Genomic DNA, 18911 nt, shown 5'->3' with positions numbered 1-18911 from the left:
ATGGCGCTCACCCGCGACGAGATGGCCGCGCGCGCCGCGCGCGAGCTCCAGGACGGCTGGTACGTCAACCTCGGCATCGGCCTGCCGACGCTCGTGCCCAACTACGTGCCCGAGGACAAGCACCTCGTGCTGCAGTCGGAGAACGGGATCCTCGGCGTCGGGCCATACCCGAGCGAGGACGCCGTCGACCCCGACCTCATCAACGCCGGCAAGGAGACCGTCACCGTCCTGCCGGGCGCCGCGTTCTTCGACTCCGCGCTGAGCTTCGGCATGATCCGCGGCGGCAAGATCGACGCCGCGATCCTCGGCGGCATGCAGGTCTCCGCGACGGGCGACCTCGCCAACTGGATGATCCCCGGCAAGATGGTCAAGGGCCCCGGCGGCGCGATGGACCTCGTGCACGGGGCCGCGCGCGTGATCGTGCTCATGGAGCACGTGGCGCGCGACGGGTCGCCCAAGATCCTGCGCTCGTGCTCGCTGCCCCTCACGGGGCGCGCGGTCGTGCACCGGATCATCACCGACCTCGCGGTGATCGACGTGACGCCCGACGGGCTCGTGCTGCGCGAGACCGCTCCGGGCGTGAGCGTCGACGACGTGCGCGCCGCGACCGAGCCCGACCTCGTCGTCGCGCTCGACGACGCCCCGCTCGACGTCGCCGACGCCGGCCCGGGACCGTCCACGCAGGCCGCGGGGACGCCGTCGTGACGCGCGACGTGCTGCGCCGCGACGTCCCGACCCCGCGCGGGCGCGAGCACGTGCGCGAGGTGCTGGCCGACGGCGACGTGCGGGCCACGGTCCTGCTCGTGCACGGCAACTGCTCGTCGTCGGCGTTCTTCGACCCGCTGCTGCGCGCGCTGCCCGCCGACGTGCGCGGCGTCGCCGTCGACCTGCGCGGGTACGGCGACGCCGAGGTCCGGCCCGTCGACGCGACGCGCGGCGTGCGGGACTTCGCCGACGACGTCGCCGCCGTCGTCGACGCGCTCGACCTCGCGCACCCGCTCGTCGCGGTCGCGCACTCCGCGGGGGCGGGGGTCGTGCTCCAGCTCGCGACGGACCGGCCCGACCTCTTCGACGCGGTCCTCCTCGAGGCGCCCATGTCGCCGTACGGGTTCGGCGGCACGCGCGACGTCGACGGCACGCCGCTCTCCCCCGACTTCGCCGGGTCCGGCGGGGGCACCGCGAACCCCGCGTTCGTCGCGGCGCTCGCGGCGGGCGACCGTAGCGAGGACGCGGGGTCGCCCCGTGACGTGCTGCGCCGGTTCTACGTCGCCGACCCGGCCTCGCTCGGCGAGCCGCTCGGCACGCTGGAGGAGCTCCTGCTCGACTCCGTGCTCTCGACGCGCACGGGCGACGACAACTACCCGGGCGACCGGACGGCGTCGGGCACGTGGCCCGGCGTCGCGCCGGGGACGCGCGGCATGAACAACGCGATCAGCGCGAAGTACTGCGACCTGTCGGGCTTCGCGACGTCCGGCGCGACGGCGCCCGTGCTGTGGGTGCGGGGCGACGCCGACGCGATCGTCTCGGACACGTCGCTGTTCGACCTCGCGCAGCTCGGCGCGATCGGCGCCGTCCCCGGCTGGCCCGGGGCCGAGACGCACCCGCCGCAGCCGATGGTCGCCCAGACGCGGGCCGTCCTCGACGCCTACGCGGCCGCCGGCGGGCGGTACCGTGAAGAGGTGCGGCCCGGCGTCGGGCACAGCCCCCACCTCGAGGAGCCGGACGTGTTCCTCGGGCTCCTGCTCGGGCTGGTCGACACTGCCGTTGCCGACGTCGACGCCGCCGCCGCACGAGCGGGCGCCACACCCCCGGCGCCCGCGCAGACACCGCCGTCCGCACCCCTGGAGGTCCAGCCGTGAGCACCACCACCCCGCACCCCCCCGACGACGTCGTGGTCGTCGCCGCCGCCCGCACCCCGCAGGGGCGGCTCAAGGGCTCGCTCTCCGCGCTGACCGCGGTCGAGCTCGGCGCCGTCGCCGCGCGCGCCGCGATCGAGCGCTCGGGACTCGGCGCGGACGCCGTCGACGCCGTGGTGTTCGGCCAGGTGCTCCAGGCCGGGGCCGGACAGAACCCCGCGCGCCAGACCGCCGCAGGCGCCGGCGTGGGCTGGGACGTGCCCGCCGTGACGGTGAACAAGGTGTGCCTCTCGGGGCTCACCGCCGTCATCGACGGCACGCGGATGATCCGCTCCGGCGAGGCCGAGGTCGTGCTCGTCGGCGGCCAGGAGTCCATGACCAACGCGCCGCACCTGCTCCCCGGGTCGCGCGCCGGGTTCGCGTTCGGCGACGCGACGCTCGTCGACGCCGTCGCGCGCGACGGGCTCACCGACGCGTTCGACCGCGCCTCCATGGGCGTCTCGACCGAGCGCACCAACGTCGGCGACGTGTTCGTCTCGCGCGAGGAGCAGGACGCCGTCGCGGCGGCCTCGCACCAGCGCGCCGCCGCCGCGGCGAAGGACGGCCTGTTCGACGCCGAGCTCGCCCCCGTAAGCGTCCCGCAGCGCCGGGGCGAGCCCGTCGAGGTGCGCGACGACGAGGGCGTGCGCCCCGACACGACCGTCGAGGGCCTCGCGCGCCTGCGCCCCGCGTTCGACCCCGAGGGCACCATCACCGCGGGCAACGCGTCGCAGATCTCCGACGGCGCCGCCGCGCTCGTGCTGACCACCCGCGCCCGGGCCGAGTCCGCTGGCGCGCCCGTGCTCGCGACCGTGCGCGCCTGGGGTCAGGTCGCCGGCCCCGACACGTCGCTGCACTCCCAGCCGGCGCGCGCGATCCGGCAGGCCCTCGACCGGGCCGGGTGGACGGTCGACGACCTCGACCTCGTCGAGATCAACGAGGCGTTCGCGATCGTCGTCGCGGTCTCCACGCGCGTGCTCGGCGTCTCGCCGGACGTCGTCAACGTGCACGGTGGTGGCATCTCGCTCGGCCACCCCATCGGCGCCTCCGGCGCCCGCCTCGCCGTCCACGCGGCGCACGAGCTCGCGCGACGCGGCGGCGGGCGCGTCGCCGTCGGGCTGTGCGGCGGGGGCGGCCAGGGAGAGGCGCTGCTGCTGGAGGCCTGACCACCCGCGTCCCCGACGTCGTCAGCGCCCCACCGTCCAGGACCGGTGGGAGGCCGACGCCCCCGACGGTTCGAGGGGACGAGCGCGGGTGGCTCGCCTACGCTCGCGATGTGCAGCCCACCGTGACGGAGACCCGTACCCCCGAGCCCGTCGACGAGGAGCCCGCCCGGCACGGGGTGTGGGGGCGGTGGCTGCGGCGGTTCTCGGCGACCGGGCTGGTGCTCGCGCTGCTCTGGTTCTGTCTGTCGTTCACGCCGTCGCTCATCCCGCGGGCCTGGTACTACCAGGCCGTGATCTCGGGCGTGAGCGCGGTCGGCGGGTACGGCGTGGGCGCGTTCGTCGAGTGGTTCGCGGTCAAGGTCGGGCTGCGCATCCGGTGGACGGCACGCGCGAGCCGCGTCGCATGGTGGGTGCTCGCCGGGGCGACCGTCGTGCTCGTGCCGCTCTCGCTGGTCCTCGGCGCCCGCCGCCAGATCGAGCTGCGGCACCTGTTCGGCATGTCCGAGGACGTCCCCGGGCGCGAGGTCGTGACGCTCCTCGTCGCGCTCGTCGTCGCGCTGCTCGTGCTCCAGGCCGGGCGCGGGCTGCGCCGCGTCGCGCGGTGGGTGGCCCGGCTCGTCGGCCGGGTCGTGCCCGCCCCGGTCGCGCGGTTCGTGAGCGGCGTGGCGGTCGCGGTCGTCGTGGTGCTCGTCTTCAACGGCGTCGTCTGGTCGGGCGCGATGAGCGCGCTCAACTCGATCTACGCGGCCGCGAACGCCGACGTCGACCCGCGCCTGTCGCCCCCGGCCCAGCCCGAGCGGTCCGGGTCGGCGGCGTCCCCCGAGACCTGGGACTCGCTGGGCGCGGAGGGCCGCAAGTTCGTCGTGTCCGGGCCGACGCTCGACGAGCTGACCGCGTTCGCCCAGGCGGGCGACGTCGTCGACCCCGCGGACGTGCGCGAGCCGATCCACGCGTACGCGGGCCTCGACCTCGACGGCGACCTCGACGCCACGGCGGCGCGCGTCGTCGACGAGCTCGACCGCACCGACGCGTGGGACCGGTCCGTCCTCGTCGTCGCGACGACCACCGGGACGGGCTGGGTGGACCCGGGCATGGTCGAGGCGCTCGAGCTCATGCACGGCGGCGACACCGCGATCGCGAGCATGCAGTACTCGTACCTGCCGAGCTGGATCAGCTTCGTCGGCGACCGCACGACCCCGCCCGCGGCCGGCAAGGCGCTGTTCGAGGCGGTGTACGCGCGGTGGTCGGAGCTCCCCGAGGACGACCGCCCGCGCCTGCTGGCGTTCGGCATCTCGCTCGGGTCGTTCGGCATGCAGGGCGCGTTCAGCGGCGTGCAGGACGTCGAGGCGCGCTCCGACGGCGCGATGTTCACCGGGACGCCCGGCTTCACGCCGATGTGGCGCGAGCTCACCGACGCGCGCGACCCCGGGTCGCTCGAGTACGCACCCGTGCTCGACGACGGCCGCCAGGTCCGGTGGGGCGATCCGGTCGCGACCGGCGTCGCGGACCTCTGGGGCCCCGGCCCGCGCTGGGACGAGCCGCGCGTCGTCTACCTCCAGCACGCGTCCGACGGCGTGACCTGGTGGGGACCGGAGACGCTGTGGTCCGAGCCCGACTGGCTGCGCGAGCCGCGCGGCCCCGACGTGCTGGGCGACGTGCGGTGGTACCCGTTCGTCACGTTCTGGCAGCTCACGGGCGACCTGTTCGTCGCCGCGGCCTCGGACATCCCGCCCGGCCACGGCCACGTCTACCACCTCGAGTACGCCGACGGGTTCGCCGCCCTGCACGCCCCCGAGGGCTGGTCGGCCGCCGACACGGCGCGGCTCAAGGCCGCGATGGACGCGCCGACGCAGGGCGGCTCGATCGGCTGAGGACGGTGAGCGCCACGGCGACCAGGACGCCGGCCCCGCTCACGGCCGCGGCGACCCAGAACGACGCGGCGAACGGTCCGGCGGGGTCGCCGTCCGCTGTCGCGCCCGCGAGCAGCGCCGCGACGACCGGTGCGGCCGCCGCCGAGCCGACCGTGCGGATCACGCTGTTGAGTCCGGTCGCGGCGCCGATCTCCTCCGGCGGCGACCACGTCACGACGAGCTGTGCGCAGATCGCGTAGCCGATCCCGTTGCCGAGCCCCAGGACGGAGAACGCGACCACGACCGCCCACGGCACCGTCGGCCACAGCGCGAGCCCGACAGACCCCACGAGCATGACCACCACCGCGACGCCCGACGTGGCGGCCGCGCCCACGCGCGCCACGAGGAGGGGCGTGCACCGGCCACCGAGGAAGACCAGGACGGCGCTCGGGAGCATCGCGAGCCCCGACGCGGTGACGTCCAGCCCGTGCCCGTAGCCGGTGGCCGTGGGCGCCTGCATGAGCACCGGGAGCGCGACGTAGCAGACGTACGGCACGAACCCGACGGCCACGGTGAGGACGCTGACGAGCGCGAGCGGCCCGTGGCGGAACGTGCGCACGTCCACGAGCGGCGCCTCGGTGCGCCGCTCGACGAGCACGAGCGCGACGAGGAGGATCACCCCGACCGCGCCGACGCCGAGCGTACGGGGTGACGACCATCCCCACGCGCCCCCCTGCGACACCGCGAGCAGGACCCCGACGAGCCCGCCGGCGAGCAGCACGATGCCCGGCCAGTCCGTGCGGCGCCGCTGGGACCGCGCGCTCACCGCCGGGACCCACAGGAGCACCAGCACGGCCGCGCCCACGATCAGGACGGCCGCGAGGACGAACATCCACCGCCACGAGAGCGCCTCGACGATCACGCCGCCGAGCACGAGCGCCGCGCCCGCGCCGAGCCCGATCATCCCCGAGATCCAGCCGAAGGCCGCCGCGACGCGGGGCGGCGGCAGCAGGTTCCGCGCGAGCGCGAGCGCCAGCGGGAACGTCGCCGTGCTCACGCCCTGCACCACCCGTGCGCCGAGGAGCACCCCGAGGCTCGGTGCGGCCGAGGCGACGAGCGTCGCGCCGGCGAAGACGGCGAGCGTCGCGAGGAGCACGCGCCGGTGGCCGAACCGGTCCCCGAGGTTGCCGACCACCGGGGCGAGCACGGCGCCGGCGAGGAGGAAGGCGGTGAGGATCCACCCCGTCCCCTGCGGACCGGCGCCGAGCTCGCGCCCGAGCGTGGGGAGCGCGGGCACCACGAGCGTCTGCATGAGCGAGAACGCGAGCACGACGACGCTGAGCGCGGCGGTCACGAGGGCCGGGTGCGACGCCGCGCCGTCCGTGTCGACGGCCGGCGCGGGAGGGGCGTCGGCGGGCTCGGGAAGGATCGGCGCGTCCTGGGTCGGTGCGTCGGAGATCGGTGCATCGAGGGTCGGCGTGTCGGAGGTCGTGGTGCGGCGGGAGGGCACGGGTTCTCGCTCTCGAGCGGGCTGGCTTAACGGAACGGAGATTCCGTTCCGACTCGCGATGGTACCTCCTCGCGGCTACGGTGACGCCATGCCCGACTCGCCCGTCCCGAACCCGCTCCCCGGCCGCCAGCGCGAGGCCCGGGCCAACGACACGGCGATCCTCGCCGCGGCGCGCGAGGTCTTCGCGCTCCAGGGCCACGGGGCGCCGATCTCGGAGGTCGCGCAGCGCGCGGGCGTGGGCGTGGGCTCGGTCTACCGGCGCTATCCCACCAAGGAGGCGCTCGTCGAGGCACTCCACGTCGCGGCGGTCGAGGAGGTCGCGAACCTCGCCGCGACGGTGGCCGACGCACGGCAGGAGTCCGGCTCGGACGACGCGCGCGACGACGGCGCCGTCGCGACCTTCCTGGCACGGCACATCACGAGCGCCGCCGGGCCCCTGCTCCGCCCCCCAGGCGCCCAGAGCCCCATCCCGCCCGAGCTCGCGGCGGCGTCGGACCGGCTCCGCGCCGGACTGGAGCGCCTCGTCGCCCTCGACCGCGCGGAGCGCCGCGTCCCCGAGGGCTTCACCCCGGCCGACGTCATGCAGCTCGTGGTCCATCTGCGGCCGCCGCTCCCGCTCCCCCGCGCGGAGTCGGACGCGCTGCACCTGCGCTACCTCGGGCTCGTGACGCGCGGCCTGCGCGAGCAGGCCGCGGCGGGCGCCCGGCTCGCGGACGGGCCGGGCTGGGACGAGTGGGTCGGCGCCTGGCACGACTGACGGGCGGCCCCACCCGCTCCCCCTCGGCCCCTACCCGGCCGGAGCGTGGCGATCCAGGAAGGCGTACACCTCCGTGGTGTCGACGCCGGGGAACGCGCCGGTCGGCATCGCGGCGAGCATCGACGCGTGCGGGCGGGCGCTCGGCCACGACTGCCCGGCCCAGCGGTCGGAGAGCGCGTCGGGCGGGCGGCGGCAGCACGCGCCGTCGGGGCACCGGGAGACGAGGCGCTCGGTCGTGTCGCGACCGAGGAACCACTTCACGTGCGCGAACGGGACGCCGACGCTCACCGAGAACTCGCCGTCCGCCGATGCCTGGACCCGCGACGTGCACCAGTACGTGCCGCTCGGGGTGTCCGTGTACTGGCTGAACGGGCTGAGCCGGTCCTCGACCGCGAACACCGTGCGCGCGGTCCAGCTCCGGCAGACGTACTGCCCCTCGACGGCGCCGAGCGGGTCGGCGGGGAAACGCACGCCGTCGTTCTCGTACGCCTTGTGGATGACACCCGACTCGTGGACCTTCATGAAGTGCACCGGGATGCCGAGGTGCTTCGTCGCGAGGTTCGTGAACCGGTGCGCGGCCGTCTCGTACGACACCGCGAACGCGTCCCGCAGGTCCTCGATCGAGATCTCGCGCGCGTCCTTCGCGGCGCGCAGCGCCTTGACCGCGTGCCGCTCCGGCAGCAGGAGCGCCGCCGCGAGGTAGTTGGCCTCGACGCGCTGGCGCAGGAACTCGCGGTAGTCGCGCGGCTCCGCGTGGCCGAGCACGTGCGGCGCGAGCGCCTGGAGGAGCGCCGACGTCGCGTTGGACCGCCCGCGCATCCCGTTGCTCGGCAGGTAGACGCGGCGGTGGCGCAGGTCGAGCACCGAGCGCGTCGAGTGCGGCAGGTCGCCCACGTAGTGCAGCGTGAACCCGAGGTGGGCCGCGATGTCCGCCGCGACCCGCTGGGGCAGCGGGCCGCCCGCGTGCCCGACGCCGTCGAGCAGCTCGGCCGCCGCGTCCTCGAGCTCCGGGAAGTAGTTGTCCTGCGCGCGCATGGTCGCGCGGAGCTCCGCGTTGGCGCGGCGCGCCTCCTCGGGCGTCGCGGCGCGCTCGGTGTGCAGGCGCTGGAGCTCGCGCTCCAGCGCCACGATCGTCTCGAGCGCGTCCGTCGGCAGCGACTTGCCGACCCGGACCGGGCGCAGGCCGAGCGCGTCGAAGAGCGGACCGCGCTGCGCGCGCTCCAGCTCGATCTCCAGGGCGTCCCGGCGCGACGGCGCCTCGGGCGACAGCAGATCGTCGAGGCTCGCGCCGAGCGCCCGCGCGACGGCCTGGAGCAGGGCGAACTTGGGCTCGCGCTTGCCGTTCTCCAGGAGCGACACCTGGGACGGCGCGCGGCCGATCGCCGCGCCGAGCTCGTCGAGCGTCATGCCGCGCGCGGTGCGCAGGTGCCGGATCCGGCGGCCGATCGTCAGGGCGTCGGGCTCGCTCTCGAGCGGGATTTCCGCATGTTCCGCGATTCCGGCCGGTCGCGTCGTCGGGATAGCCATGACTGAGAGTGACACGCGCCACTCCTTCCGCGCAAGAGAAGAAGGGCGATTCTTTCGCTCGATCTGGCTTGAGACGGGGTTGTCAGCGGGAGGAAGGTCGAAGCACGGACCTCGCCGAGGTCCACCGACCGGCCCGTCCGGTCCGCGCAGCGCGGACCGGCGCACCACCAGGAGGCACCCGTGAACAGGCCCACCATCGTCAGCCGCCGCTCCCCGTCCGAGTACGCGGGCGGCGCCCGTCCGCTCGGCGCCGTCGCGACGACGGCGGACGTCGCGGGCCGCACCCCGGACCGTACCGGCTCCCGGCCCGGCGACCAGACCCAGACCGCGGCCGAGATCGCCGAGCAGTGGGCGACCGACCCCCGCTGGGCCGGCCTCCAGCGCGACTACACCGCCGACGACGTGGTCGCGCTCCGCGGCTCGGTGCGCGAGGAGCACACGCTGGCCCGTCGCGGCGCCGAGAAGCTGTGGGACCTCGTCCACACCGAGGAGTGGGTCGCCGCGCTCGGCGCGTTCACCGGCAACCAGGCCGTGCAGCAGGTGCGCGCGGGCCTCCAGGCCATCTACCTGTCCGGGTGGCAGGTCGCCGCCGACGCCAACCTGTCCGGCCAGACGTACCCCGACCAGTCGCTCTACCCCGCCAACTCCGTGCCCGCCGTCGTGCGCCGCATCAACAACGCGCTCCTGCGCGCGGACCAGATCGAGACGGCGGAGTCCGGTGCGCCGAGCCGCGACTGGCTCGCCCCGGTCGTGGCCGACGCCGAGGCCGGGTTCGGCGGCCCGCTCAACGCGTACGAGCTCATGCACTCGATGATCGCCGCGGGCGCCGCGGGCGTGCACTGGGAGGACCAGCTCGCGTCGGAGAAGAAGTGCGGCCACCTCGGCGGCAAGGTGCTGGTCCCCACGAGCCAGCACATCCGCACGCTCAACGCCGCGCGCCTCGCGGCCGACGTCGCGGGCGTGCCGTCGGTCATCATCGCCCGCACCGACTCGCTCGCCGCGGACCTGCTCACGTCCGACGTCGACGAGCGCGACCGCCCGTTCCTCACGGGCGAGCGCACGTCCGAGGGCTTCTACCGGGTGCGCCCGGGGCTCGACGCGGTCGTCGCGCGGGGCCTCGCGTACGCGCCGTACTCCGACCTCATCTGGGTCGAGACCGGCGAGCCCGACCTCGAGCTCGCGCGCACGTTCGCCGAGACGATCCACGCGCAGCACCCGGACAAGAAGCTCGCCTACAACTGCTCGCCGTCGTTCAACTGGAAGAAGCACCTCGACGACGCGCAGATCGCGAGCTTCCAGAAGGAGCTCGCCGCCATGGGCTACGCGTTCCAGTTCATCACGCTGGCCGGCTTCCACGCCGTCTCGCACTCCATGTTCGAGCTCGCGCGCGGCTACAACGAGCGCGCGATGTCCGCCTACGTCGAGCTCCAGGAGGCCGAGTTCGCCTCCGAGGCCGACGGCTACACCGCCACCCGCCACCAGCGGGAGGTCGGCACCGGCTACTTCGACCGGGTCGCCACGGCTCTCAACCCCGACGCCGCCACCCTCGCGCTCGCCGGGTCCACCGAGACCGCCCAGTTCCACTAACCCTTTCTCGCGAGGTAGAGGCCCGGTCCCGCGAGGTAGAGGCCTGGTCATGCCCAGGCCTCTACCTCGCAGGACCAGGGCTCTACCTCGGCCTACCAGAGCTCTACCTCGCGACATCGACCTTCGGAGCACGCCATGAGCACCCTCACCACGACCACCTCTCCCCCGGCCTCCGGTCCGTCCGGGACCGGGCCCGACGGCGGCCCGCACGCCGAGCGCCCGGGCGCGCCGACGCCGTCGGGGGCCTTCCGCGTCACCGGCACGCTGCGCGTCACCGGGACGCTGGGCGAGCGCTACCGCGAGATCCTCACGCCCGAGGCGCTCGACTTCCTCACGCTGCTGCACGACCGGTTCGTGGCCCGCCGCCACGAGCTCCTCATGGACCGCCAGCAGCGCCGTCAGGACGTCGCGGACGGGATCGACCCCGACTTCCGCGCCGCGACGCGGCCCGTGCGCGACGACCCGTCGTGGCGCGTCGCGGGCTCCGACGGCGCGCCGGGGCTCGAGGACCGACGCGTCGAGATCACCGGCCCGACCGACCCCAAGATGACGATCAACGCGCTCAACTCGGGCGCGAAGGTGTGGCTCGCCGACGCCGAGGACGCCTCCAGCCCCACGTGGCGCAACGTCGTCGAGGGCCAGCTCGCGCTGCACGACGCGATCCGCGGGACGCTGACGCACACGACCGGCGCGGGCGACCACCGCAAGGAGTACCGCCTGCGCTCGACGACGCTCACCGACCTCCCGACGATCGTGTTCCGCCCGCGCGGGTGGCACCTCATCGAGAAGCACATGCGGTACGTCGACCGGGCCGGGGTCAGCGTGTCGGCGTCGGCGTCGCTCGTGGACTTCGGGCTCTACGCGTTCCACAACGCCCGCGAGCTCGTCGAGCGCGGCCGCGGACCGTACTTCTACCTGCCCAAGCTCGAGGGCTACCGCGAGGCGCGGCTGTGGAACGACGTGTTCGTGCTCGCCCAGGAGTACCTGGGGCTGCCGCAGGGCACGATCCGCGCCACGGTGCTCATCGAGACCCTGCCCGCGGCGTTCGAGATGGAGGAGATCCTCCACGAGCTGCGCGAGCACTGCGCGGGGCTCAACGCCGGCCGGTGGGACTACCTGTTCTCCGTCATCAAGGCGTTCCGCACGCGCGGCGACTCCTACGTGCTGCCCGACCGCGCGCAGGTCACCATGACCGCCCCGTTCATGCGGGCGTACACCGAGCTGCTCGTCGCGACGTGCCACAAGCGCGGCGCGCACGCGATCGGCGGCATGAGCGCGTTCATCCCCGACCGACGCAGGCCCGACGTCACCGAGCGCGCGTTCGAGCAGGTGCGCGCCGACAAGCGCCGCGAGGCGACGGACGGGTTCGACGGCACGTGGGTCGCGCACCCCGACCTCATCGAGGTCGCGCGCGCCGAGTTCGACGCCGTGCTGGGCGACCGGCCGCACCAGGTGTCCCGCCTGCGGGACGACGTCGAGGTGGGTCAGCACGAGCTGCTCGACATCGGCTCGGCACGACGCGCCGGGGCGACGGTGACCGCCGCGGGCCTGCGGTCCAACGTGTCCGTCGGGGTGCGCTACCTCGAGTCGTGGCTGCGGGGCGTCGGCGCCGCCGCGATCGACCACCTCATGGAGGACGCCGCGACGGCCGAGATCTCGCGGTCGCAGGTGTGGCAGTGGATCGCGTCGGGCACGCGCACGGAGAACGGCGTGCCGATCACGCGCGACCGCGTCGAGGCGCTCCTCGCCGAGATCGTCGACGACCTGCCGCGCACCCCGGGCAACCGCATCGACGACGCGGCGAACGTCTTCCGCGCCGTCGCGCTGGCCGAGGACTTCCCGACGTTCCTCACCATCGGTGCGTACTCGCAGTTCCTGGTGGGCTCGGACTCCGACCAGCCGTAACGGCCCGCCGAACACGACCTTGGTGTCGTTATCCGCGCGATAACGACACCAAGGTCGTTCTCGCGGGCGAGCGACGTCGTGCTCGACACCTGCACCCGGGCGGGCGTGGTGGCGCGGGGACGTCGCCGTGTGGGAACATCCGGCCACGCACGGCGACACCCCGTCGTCCGGGCGCTCGCACGCACGAGCCCGGAGCACCATGAGCAACCCCTTCGCGCCGCCGAGCCAGTCCACTGTCGGCCCGGCCGGCCCGCCCCCCGCGGCTCCCGGATCACCACCGGCCCCGGCCCCGGCCCCGGCCCCGGGGCACGCGACCGCTCCGCCCGCTGCGGCGCCGGCACCTCCGCAGGCCCCGCCCGGGTACGGGCCCGTCCCGATCGGCCACGCCCCCGTCCCGCCGGGGTCCACGCCACCGGCGCCGGTCCCGCCAGGAGCTGCCCCGCCCGGCAGGGGCCCGACGTACCCCGTCGCCGGGCTCCCCGCCCCGCCCCCGGCGGCCGCGCGCCGCGGGCTGTCGCGCACCGCCGTCGGGCTGATCGTCGGCGCGGCGTGCCTCGCCGTGGGCGGAGGGGTCGGCTTCGCGGCGGGTGTGGCGAGCGACGCGGGCGGGCAGATCGCCGCGTGGTACACCGCGCCGACCGACGAGTGGTCGGACGAGGACTGGTCGGACGAGGACTGGCCCGAGGGCGAGTGGGAGGGCTCCGGCACGCCCGACGACCCGTGGTTCTTCGACGGCTACACCATCGGCGGGGAGGAGTGGGAGGTCCTGCTCGACCCACCGTACGAGGCGACCGCCGAGGTCCTCGCGCACAGCGACGTCAACGCCGCGCCGCCGGAGGGCACGGAGTACTGGATCGTGCCGGTCACCGCGACCTACTTCGGCCCGAGCTCCCAGGTCACCGCGTCGGGCGCGGTCGACCTCGGCTTCGTCGGCGACGACGGCGTCGTCGCCGACGGCCAGTGCGGCGCGGTGCCCGACCCGCTCGTCGGCACGGGCATCATCGGCACCGACGACACCGTGTCGGGCAACGTCTGCCTCGCGGTCCCGGCGGGCGCCGCCGGGCTGTGGACGCTCTCGCTCGAGGGCTACGAGCCCTGGTACCTCACGGCGGACGACCCGCTCGCGAGCTGACCGCCACCGGGGCGCGGGCGCCGCGGCGTTGCTGTGGTCGCCCTGACTCTGCCGTGCCAGAGTCTCCCCATGGCGCACCCGTGGGAGACCCGATGAGCCCGCGGCCGGTGCGGGCCGTCCGCGCCTGGTGGGACGGCGTCCGGCCCGCCCCGGGGACGTTCTGGCGCTCGGCCGGGGCCGGCGTGCCGGGCGCCGTCGGCGGCGTCCCCGACGGCATGGCGACCGCGACGCTCGTCGGCGTCAACCCGATCCACGGCTTGTACGCGACGGCGATCGGCCGCATCGCGGGCGGTCTCACCGTCGACTCGCGGCTCATGATCGTCACGACGACGAGCGCCGCCGCCCTCGCCGCCGGCTCGGCGCTCGCGGGGGTCGCCGGCGAGGACCGGCTCGCGGCGCTCATCCTCCTCACGACGCTCGCCGGGGCGGTCATGATCGTCGCGGGGCTCGTGGGCCTCGGTCGTCTCACCGGCTTCGTGTCGCACTCCGTGATGACGGGGTTCCTCACCGGCGTCTCCGTCAACATCCTGCTCGGCCAGCTCGACGACCTCACCGGGGCGGACCCGACCGCGTCGCTCGCGGTCGGCCAGGCGTACCAGGTGCTCCGGTCTCCCGGGACGTGGGACCTGCCGACGCTCGTCGTGGGTCTGGGGTCGGTCGTCCTGCTCCTCGTCCTCGGCCGGACGCGGGTCGCCCCGTACGCCGCGGTCGTGGCGCTGGTGGTCTCCGCCGTCGCGGTGTGGGCCCTCGGGGCGACGTCCGTCCAGCTCGTCGGGGACGCGGGCGAGATCCCTGCCGGCCTGCCGTCCCTCGCGCTGCCCGACCTGGGGCTCGTGTCGGTCGACGTCGCCGTGGGGGCGCTCGCGGTGGCGGCGATCGTGCTCGTCCAGGGCGCGGGGGTCGCGGAGTCCGTCCCGAACCCCGGCGGGCGTCGCGCCGACCCGAACCGCAACTTCGTCGGTCAGGGCGTCGCCAACCTCGCGGTGGGGTTCTTCCGCGGGATCCCGGTCGGCGGGTCGGTCGGCCAGACGGCGATCAGCACCGCCGCGGGCGCGCGCGACCGCTGGGCGGGGATCATGTCGGGCGTCTGGGTGCTCGTCGTCCTCGTCGCGCTGTCCGGGCCGGTCGGGGCCGTCCCGTCGGCGACGCTCGCGGCGCTGCTCGCCGTCGCGTCGGTCGGGTCGATCCGGCTCTCGGCCATGGCCACCGCGTGGCGGACGGGCAGCCAGTCCCAGGTCGCGATGTCGACGACGTTCCTCGCCACCCTCCTCCTGCCGGTCGCGGCCGCGGTGGGGATCGGCGCCGCGCTCTCGATCCTCCTCCAGGCGAACCGGGAGTCGCAGGACCTGCGGATCGTCCGCCTCATCCCCCTGGAGGACGGGCGCTACCGCGAGGAGCCCGCGCCGCGGCGGCTCGACGACGCGACGGTCACCGTGCTCGACGTCTACGGGAGCCTGTTCTACGCCGGTGCCCGCTCGCTCGAGGCCGCGCTCCCGGAGCCCGCGCACGCCCACGACACCGTCGTCGTGCTGCGCCTGCGCGGACGGGCGAGCCTCGGCGCGACCGCGTTCACCGTGCTCGCGCACTACGCCGACCGGCTCGGCGAGCGCGGCGGGCGGCTGTACGTGAGCGGGGTGGACCCGGACCTGGCGGAGAAGTTCGAGCACGTCATCGACGTGCGCCTGCACGAGCGGATCGCGGTGTACCCGGCACGACCCGTGCTCGGCGAGTCGACCGCGGACGCGATGGCGCACGCCGAGGCGTGGCTCGTGCGCGGCGTCGAGACGGCGCAGATCCCGGTGGTGCGGACGGACGGTCCCGTGAAGCGCCTGTGGTCGCGCGTGCGGTCGATGCTGCACCGCGGGTGACCGCGGCGTCGACGACCGGAGGGCGTCCGACGACGGACCGCTCGCGTCAGCCCGCCGCGGCACCCCGCGCGTCGAACCGGTCGCGGTGGTCACGGATCGTGGTCGTGTTCTCCAGCGCCCACTCGACGAGCGCGAGCACGGGCGGCAGGAGGGTCGCGCCGAGGTCGGTCAGCGCGTAGTCGACGCGCGGCGGCACGACGGCGTGCACCGTGCGGCTCACCAGCCCGTCGCGCTCGAGCTGGCGCAGGTTGAGCGTGAGCATGCGCTGCGAGATCCCGTCGATGCCGTGCAGGAGCTCGGTGAACCGCTGCGGCCCGCCCGAGAGCATGCCCAGGATGAGGACGCTCCACTTGTCCCCGACCCGGTCGAGCACCGAACGCACCTCGCTCGTGGCCTCGGCCGCCGCGCACCCGCCGTCCGCCGGGATGCCGTGCCGCTCCGCGAGCTCGCGCACCACGGGCACGTGGGTGCTCGGCGTCGTGGTCATGGGGGGTCTCCGTCTCCAGGGCGTGCGGCTCCGTGTGCCTCTCGCACACGGGTGTGCCTTTTGTAGCGCCACCCATGGTTACCCATCATGTGCCCAGGCACAAAGAGTGACCGGCCGCCCTGGGCCGTCGCCGCCTCCCCTCGAAGGACTCGCGCATGAACGTCGCCCTGTGGATCGCCTCCGGTCTCCTCGCCCTCGCCTTCCTCGGCGCCGGCCTCATGAAGGCCCTGCGCCCGATCCCCGTCCTCCAGGAGCAGATGCGGTGGGTGACGCCGGAGCGCACCGCGGGCGTGCGCACAATCGGCTGGCTCGAGGTCGCGGGCGCCGTCGGCGTGATCCTGCCCTGGGCGCTCGGCGTCGCGCCGGTCCTCACGCCGGTCGCGGCGGTCGGGCTCGCGCTCACGCAGGTCGGCGCGATCCCGCTGCACGTGCGCCTCGGCGAGGCCAAGGCCGTGCCGGCGAACGTCGTGCTGCTCGCCCTGTCGGTGTTCGTCGCCGTGGGACGGTTCGCCGCGCTCTGAGCGCCGTGCCGCCCCTGGGCGGCGCCTGCTCCACGCGGGACTCGCGCACGAGCGTGCCCCCGCCGCGCGAGGGGCACGCTCAACCCAGCGCGTGCACGAAGTCGACCCGCTGGGCCGCGAACCACGCCTCGTCCTCGCGGATGGCGTCCCCGACGCCGTCGTCCCACATGCGCTGCCAGCCGCCGCCCCGCGTCTGCGCCGCCTGCCGCATCGCGTACCAGCTCCGCGCGAAACGCTGCGCCAGCACGTCGAGCAGCGCGAGCCGCTCCGACCGGTCCAGCCCGTACGCCTCGGTGAGGATGCGCGCGCGCCGCGGCGCGTCGAGGCCCCGCAGGGCCTCCGGCCGCCTCTCGGGCGCGCTCACCGGCGCCCAGTAGCGCAGGGTCGTCGCCACGTCGAGCAGGCGCGTGGTCGGCGCGGCGAGGTCGAAGTCGACCACGCCGACGAGCCGGTGCGGACCCTGCGGGTCCTCGCCCGCCGGGACGAACAGCGCGTTCTCCACCGTGAGGTCGTTGTGCCCGACGACGTCCGGCACGTCGAACACGTCCGGCACCTCCGGGAACTGCACCCGCGCGGGCCACGCGACGCCGTCGGGCAGGACGACGTCGCGCGACACCGCGTGCAGGTCGCGCTGCCACTCGCCGAGCTGGACGAGCACGTCCTCGTCGGCCGCCCAGGCGTGCGGCGGGCGACCGCCCATCTCGCCCGGCAGGAACGTCACGACCTCCCGGCCGTCGTCGTCGACACCGAGGAACCGCGGCGCGCGCTCGAAGCCCGCGCGCTCCAGGTGCAGCAGGTACGCCTCGACGGCAGGGCTGTGCGGGCCGCGCGGACGGCGGACCGTGTCGCCGCGCCGGACGATCCCGTCCGACACGTCACCGCCCAGCAGCGGGACCTCGACGTCGTCCGCGTCGTCGCGGTACGGGAGCAGATCGGTCATACCCGACACCCTCGCACGCGCGGCGGGCCCGTGACCAGGCCCGCCGCGCCGTCGCTCTAGGCGACCGCGTCGAACGGGTACCGCCGACGCAGGACGAGCCGCTGCACGAGCGTCCACGTCACCGTCACGAGCAGGTACACCCCCGCGGCGAGCGGGACGAAGCACGCGATCACCGCGGTCATGAACTGCAGAGCACCGAGCGCGTTCTGCAGGGCGGGTCCCGCCGGGGCGCCAGGGGTTCCCGACGCGCCGGGGCCGGTCGGCGTCCGGGGCACGGCGAGGCGCCCGCCGGGCAGGCCGGCCCGACGCGTCAGCTCCCCGACGAGCGCGATCAGGAGCACGACCGTGCCGGCGACAGCGAGGGTCGGGAGTCCCGCCGCACCCGCGCCGAGCGAGCCGACGAGGCTCGAACCGAGGGGTGCGCCCCACAGCGTGTGGCCCAGCAGCGCGTTGCCGTGCCCGGCGATCTGCGCATGGAGGAACAGCGCATAGACCACGCCGACCACCGGTGCTTGGGCGAGCATCGGCAGGCAGCCCGCGAACGGCGTCGTGCCCTCCGCGGCGTAGAGGTCGAGCGTCGCGCGCTGCAGCTTCTGCGGGTCGTGGCGGTGGCGGCGCTGGAGCTCCGCGAGCCGGGGCGCGAGACGCGCACGGTCACGCTCCGCCTTGGCCTGCGACACGCCCACGGGGACGAGCACGGCGCGGACGGCGAGCGTCAGGAGCACGACGGCCCCGGCGGCGGCCGCTCCTCCGGCGACGGGTTCCAGCAGGTGGGACAGGCCCATCAGGGCGCGGTAGGCCGCGTCGAGCACGGTGGAGACGAGCGGGAGGTCGAGCAGGTTCATGGTGGTGTCCTCGGTCGAACGTGCGGGGTACGCGTTCGCCGATCACCCTGCGCCGGCAGGCAGGAGCACGCCCACGGCGTCGTGCGCGCGGGGTACGGGTGCGGGAGGCCTCGGCCGGGTGATCAGCCGAGGAGACGGCCGGGCGCCCGTGGCCGGGCGCGGCCGGGTGCGTCCGGGTCGCTCTGGGTGACGACCGGCCCGACGTCGACCGTGTCGCGGAGCCGGCCCGCCGGGCGCGCTGCCACGCCGAGCGCGAGCGGGGCGCCCCAGCGTGCGGTCACCACGGCCACGGCCGCGACGAGGGCGGTGGCACCGAGGAGGAAGAGCGTGGCCGTGAGGGTCGACGTGCCGAGCAGGAGCGCGAGCGCCGACGCGACGTCGCGCGCGACGACGAGAAGGTCGTTCATCGCGCCCCTCCTCTCCGGTCCTGGGCGGCCGTGGCCCAGCCTAGGACACGTGGAGCGCCGACCACTCGTCGTCGGTGAGGAGACGCGACCGGATGATGAACCGCACGCCCTCCGGCGCCTCCACGCTGAACCCCGCGCCGCGGCCGGGCACGACGTCGATCGTCAGGTGGGTGTGCTTCCAGTACTCGAACTGCGCACGGCTCATCCACACGGGCACCGTGAACGCGCACGCGCCGCCGGGCTCGCCCGGTCCGCCGTCGTCCGGGACGACGGCGAGGTCGCCGAGGTGCACGTCGGCGTCGCCGAGCAGGAAGTCGCCCTGCGGGTAGCACATGGGCGACGACCCGTCGCAGCACCCGCCGGACTGGTGGAACATGAGCTCGCCGTGGACCGGCCGCAGCCGCGCGAGCAGCGCCGCGGCGTCGTCGGTGAGCGCGACCCGCCCCGCGGGCGAGCGGTCCGAGTGAGGCGAGGGGACGTCGTCGGGCACGAGGACCTCCTGGGCACGGGACGA

Annotated in this window: 17 protein-coding genes; 10 read left to right on the top strand and 7 right to left on the bottom strand. The window is 75.2% G+C overall.

The features are described from left to right. From ACTJIY_RS12015 to ACTJIY_RS12000, 4 genes are all read left to right on the top strand, one after another. On the top strand, positions 1–705 hold the full coding sequence (locus ACTJIY_RS12015; RefSeq protein WP_440675084.1) for a CoA transferase subunit B: 705 nt from the start codon (positions 1–3) through the stop codon (positions 703–705). Next, positions 702–1859 carry an alpha/beta hydrolase gene (locus ACTJIY_RS12010; protein WP_440675083.1) on the top strand — a complete coding sequence of 386 codons (1158 nt, stop codon included), beginning with the start codon at positions 702–704 and terminating at the stop codon, positions 1857–1859. Before ACTJIY_RS12015 ends, ACTJIY_RS12010 begins: the two co-directional genes overlap by 4 nt. Continuing rightward, entirely contained in the window at positions 1856–3061 is a 1206-nt protein-coding gene (locus ACTJIY_RS12005) for an acetyl-CoA C-acetyltransferase (RefSeq protein ID WP_440675082.1), read from the top strand. Before ACTJIY_RS12010 ends, ACTJIY_RS12005 begins: the two co-directional genes overlap by 4 nt. Before the next feature lie 110 nt (positions 3062–3171). Further along, positions 3172–4932: an alpha/beta hydrolase gene (locus tag ACTJIY_RS12000; protein WP_440675081.1), complete on the top strand. Its 1761-nt coding sequence runs from the start codon at positions 3172–3174 to the stop codon at positions 4930–4932. Here the strand turns inward: ACTJIY_RS12000 and ACTJIY_RS11995 are convergent. Beyond that, entirely contained in the window at positions 4886–6421 is a 1536-nt protein-coding gene (locus ACTJIY_RS11995; protein ID WP_440675080.1) for an MFS transporter, read from the bottom strand. The genes ACTJIY_RS12000 and ACTJIY_RS11995 overlap by 47 nt on opposite strands. An 88-nt stretch (positions 6422–6509) precedes the next feature. Between ACTJIY_RS11995 and ACTJIY_RS11990 the strand changes: the two genes are divergently transcribed. Beyond that, on the top strand, positions 6510–7178 hold the full coding sequence (locus ACTJIY_RS11990) for a TetR/AcrR family transcriptional regulator (RefSeq protein WP_353707944.1): 669 nt from the start codon (positions 6510–6512) through the stop codon (positions 7176–7178). A gap of 30 nt (positions 7179–7208) precedes the next feature. Here the strand turns inward: ACTJIY_RS11990 and ACTJIY_RS11985 are convergent, their stop codons facing one another. Further along, entirely contained in the window at positions 7209–8705 is a 1497-nt protein-coding gene (locus tag ACTJIY_RS11985; protein WP_439159148.1) for a helix-turn-helix domain-containing protein, read from the bottom strand. Between the two features lie 180 nt (positions 8706–8885). On the opposite strand from ACTJIY_RS11985, the gene aceA reads away from it, so the two are divergent. From aceA to ACTJIY_RS11965, 4 genes are all read left to right on the top strand, one after another. After that, the gene (gene aceA / locus ACTJIY_RS11980) at positions 8886–10292 is read left to right on the top strand and encodes an isocitrate lyase (RefSeq protein WP_440675079.1); all 1407 of its coding nucleotides are present in this window, start codon (positions 8886–8888) and stop codon (positions 10290–10292) included. Positions 10293–10427: 135 nt separating this feature from the next. Continuing rightward, positions 10428–12197, top strand: coding sequence for a malate synthase A (aceB, locus tag ACTJIY_RS11975; RefSeq protein WP_440675078.1), 1770 nt, complete (start codon positions 10428–10430; stop codon positions 12195–12197). Positions 12198–12396: 199 nt separating this feature from the next. Further along, positions 12397–13329: a hypothetical protein gene (locus tag ACTJIY_RS11970; RefSeq protein ID WP_440675077.1), complete on the top strand. Its 933-nt coding sequence runs from the start codon at positions 12397–12399 to the stop codon at positions 13327–13329. Positions 13330–13421: 92 nt separating this feature from the next. Further along, on the top strand, positions 13422–15197 hold the full coding sequence (locus tag ACTJIY_RS11965; protein ID WP_440675076.1) for a SulP family inorganic anion transporter: 1776 nt from the start codon (positions 13422–13424) through the stop codon (positions 15195–15197). Between the two features lie 46 nt (positions 15198–15243). Here the strand turns inward: ACTJIY_RS11965 and ACTJIY_RS11960 are convergent, their stop codons facing one another. After that, a complete protein-coding gene (locus ACTJIY_RS11960) occupies positions 15244–15684 on the bottom strand; it encodes a winged helix-turn-helix transcriptional regulator (RefSeq protein WP_253051002.1) in 441 nt (146 codons plus the stop codon). Positions 15685–15839: 155 nt separating this feature from the next. Between ACTJIY_RS11960 and ACTJIY_RS11955 the strand changes: the two genes are divergently transcribed. Continuing rightward, positions 15840–16205 carry a DoxX family protein gene (locus tag ACTJIY_RS11955; RefSeq protein WP_440675075.1) on the top strand — a complete coding sequence of 122 codons (366 nt, stop codon included), beginning with the start codon at positions 15840–15842 and terminating at the stop codon, positions 16203–16205. A gap of 79 nt (positions 16206–16284) precedes the next feature. On the opposite strand, the gene ACTJIY_RS11950 is transcribed toward ACTJIY_RS11955, so the two are convergent. From ACTJIY_RS11950 to ACTJIY_RS11935, 4 genes are all read right to left on the bottom strand, one after another. Next, complete coding sequence (locus ACTJIY_RS11950) at positions 16285–17145, bottom strand: phosphotransferase (RefSeq protein WP_440675074.1); 861 nt, start codon at positions 17143–17145, stop codon at positions 16285–16287. Positions 17146–17201: 56 nt separating this feature from the next. Next, positions 17202–17990 (bottom strand): YidC/Oxa1 family membrane protein insertase, encoded by a 789-nt coding sequence (locus tag ACTJIY_RS11945; protein WP_440675073.1) that lies wholly within the window; start codon positions 17988–17990, stop codon positions 17202–17204. A 122-nt stretch (positions 17991–18112) separates the two neighbouring features. Next, positions 18113–18397 carry a DUF6412 domain-containing protein gene (locus ACTJIY_RS11940; protein WP_253050995.1) on the bottom strand — a complete coding sequence of 95 codons (285 nt, stop codon included), beginning with the start codon at positions 18395–18397 and terminating at the stop codon, positions 18113–18115. A gap of 40 nt (positions 18398–18437) precedes the next feature. Continuing rightward, a complete protein-coding gene (locus tag ACTJIY_RS11935; RefSeq protein ID WP_253050993.1) occupies positions 18438–18887 on the bottom strand; it encodes a DUF779 domain-containing protein in 450 nt (149 codons plus the stop codon). Positions 18888–18911: the final 24 nt, after the last annotated feature.

Source organism: Cellulosimicrobium sp. 22598 (assembly GCF_052044445.1).
GTDB classification, from domain to species: Bacteria; Actinomycetota; Actinomycetes; order Actinomycetales; family Cellulomonadaceae; genus Cellulosimicrobium; species Cellulosimicrobium cellulans_G.
The sequence above is the reverse complement of the archived record's forward strand: the minus strand, read 5'-3'. Positions and strand labels throughout refer to the sequence as shown.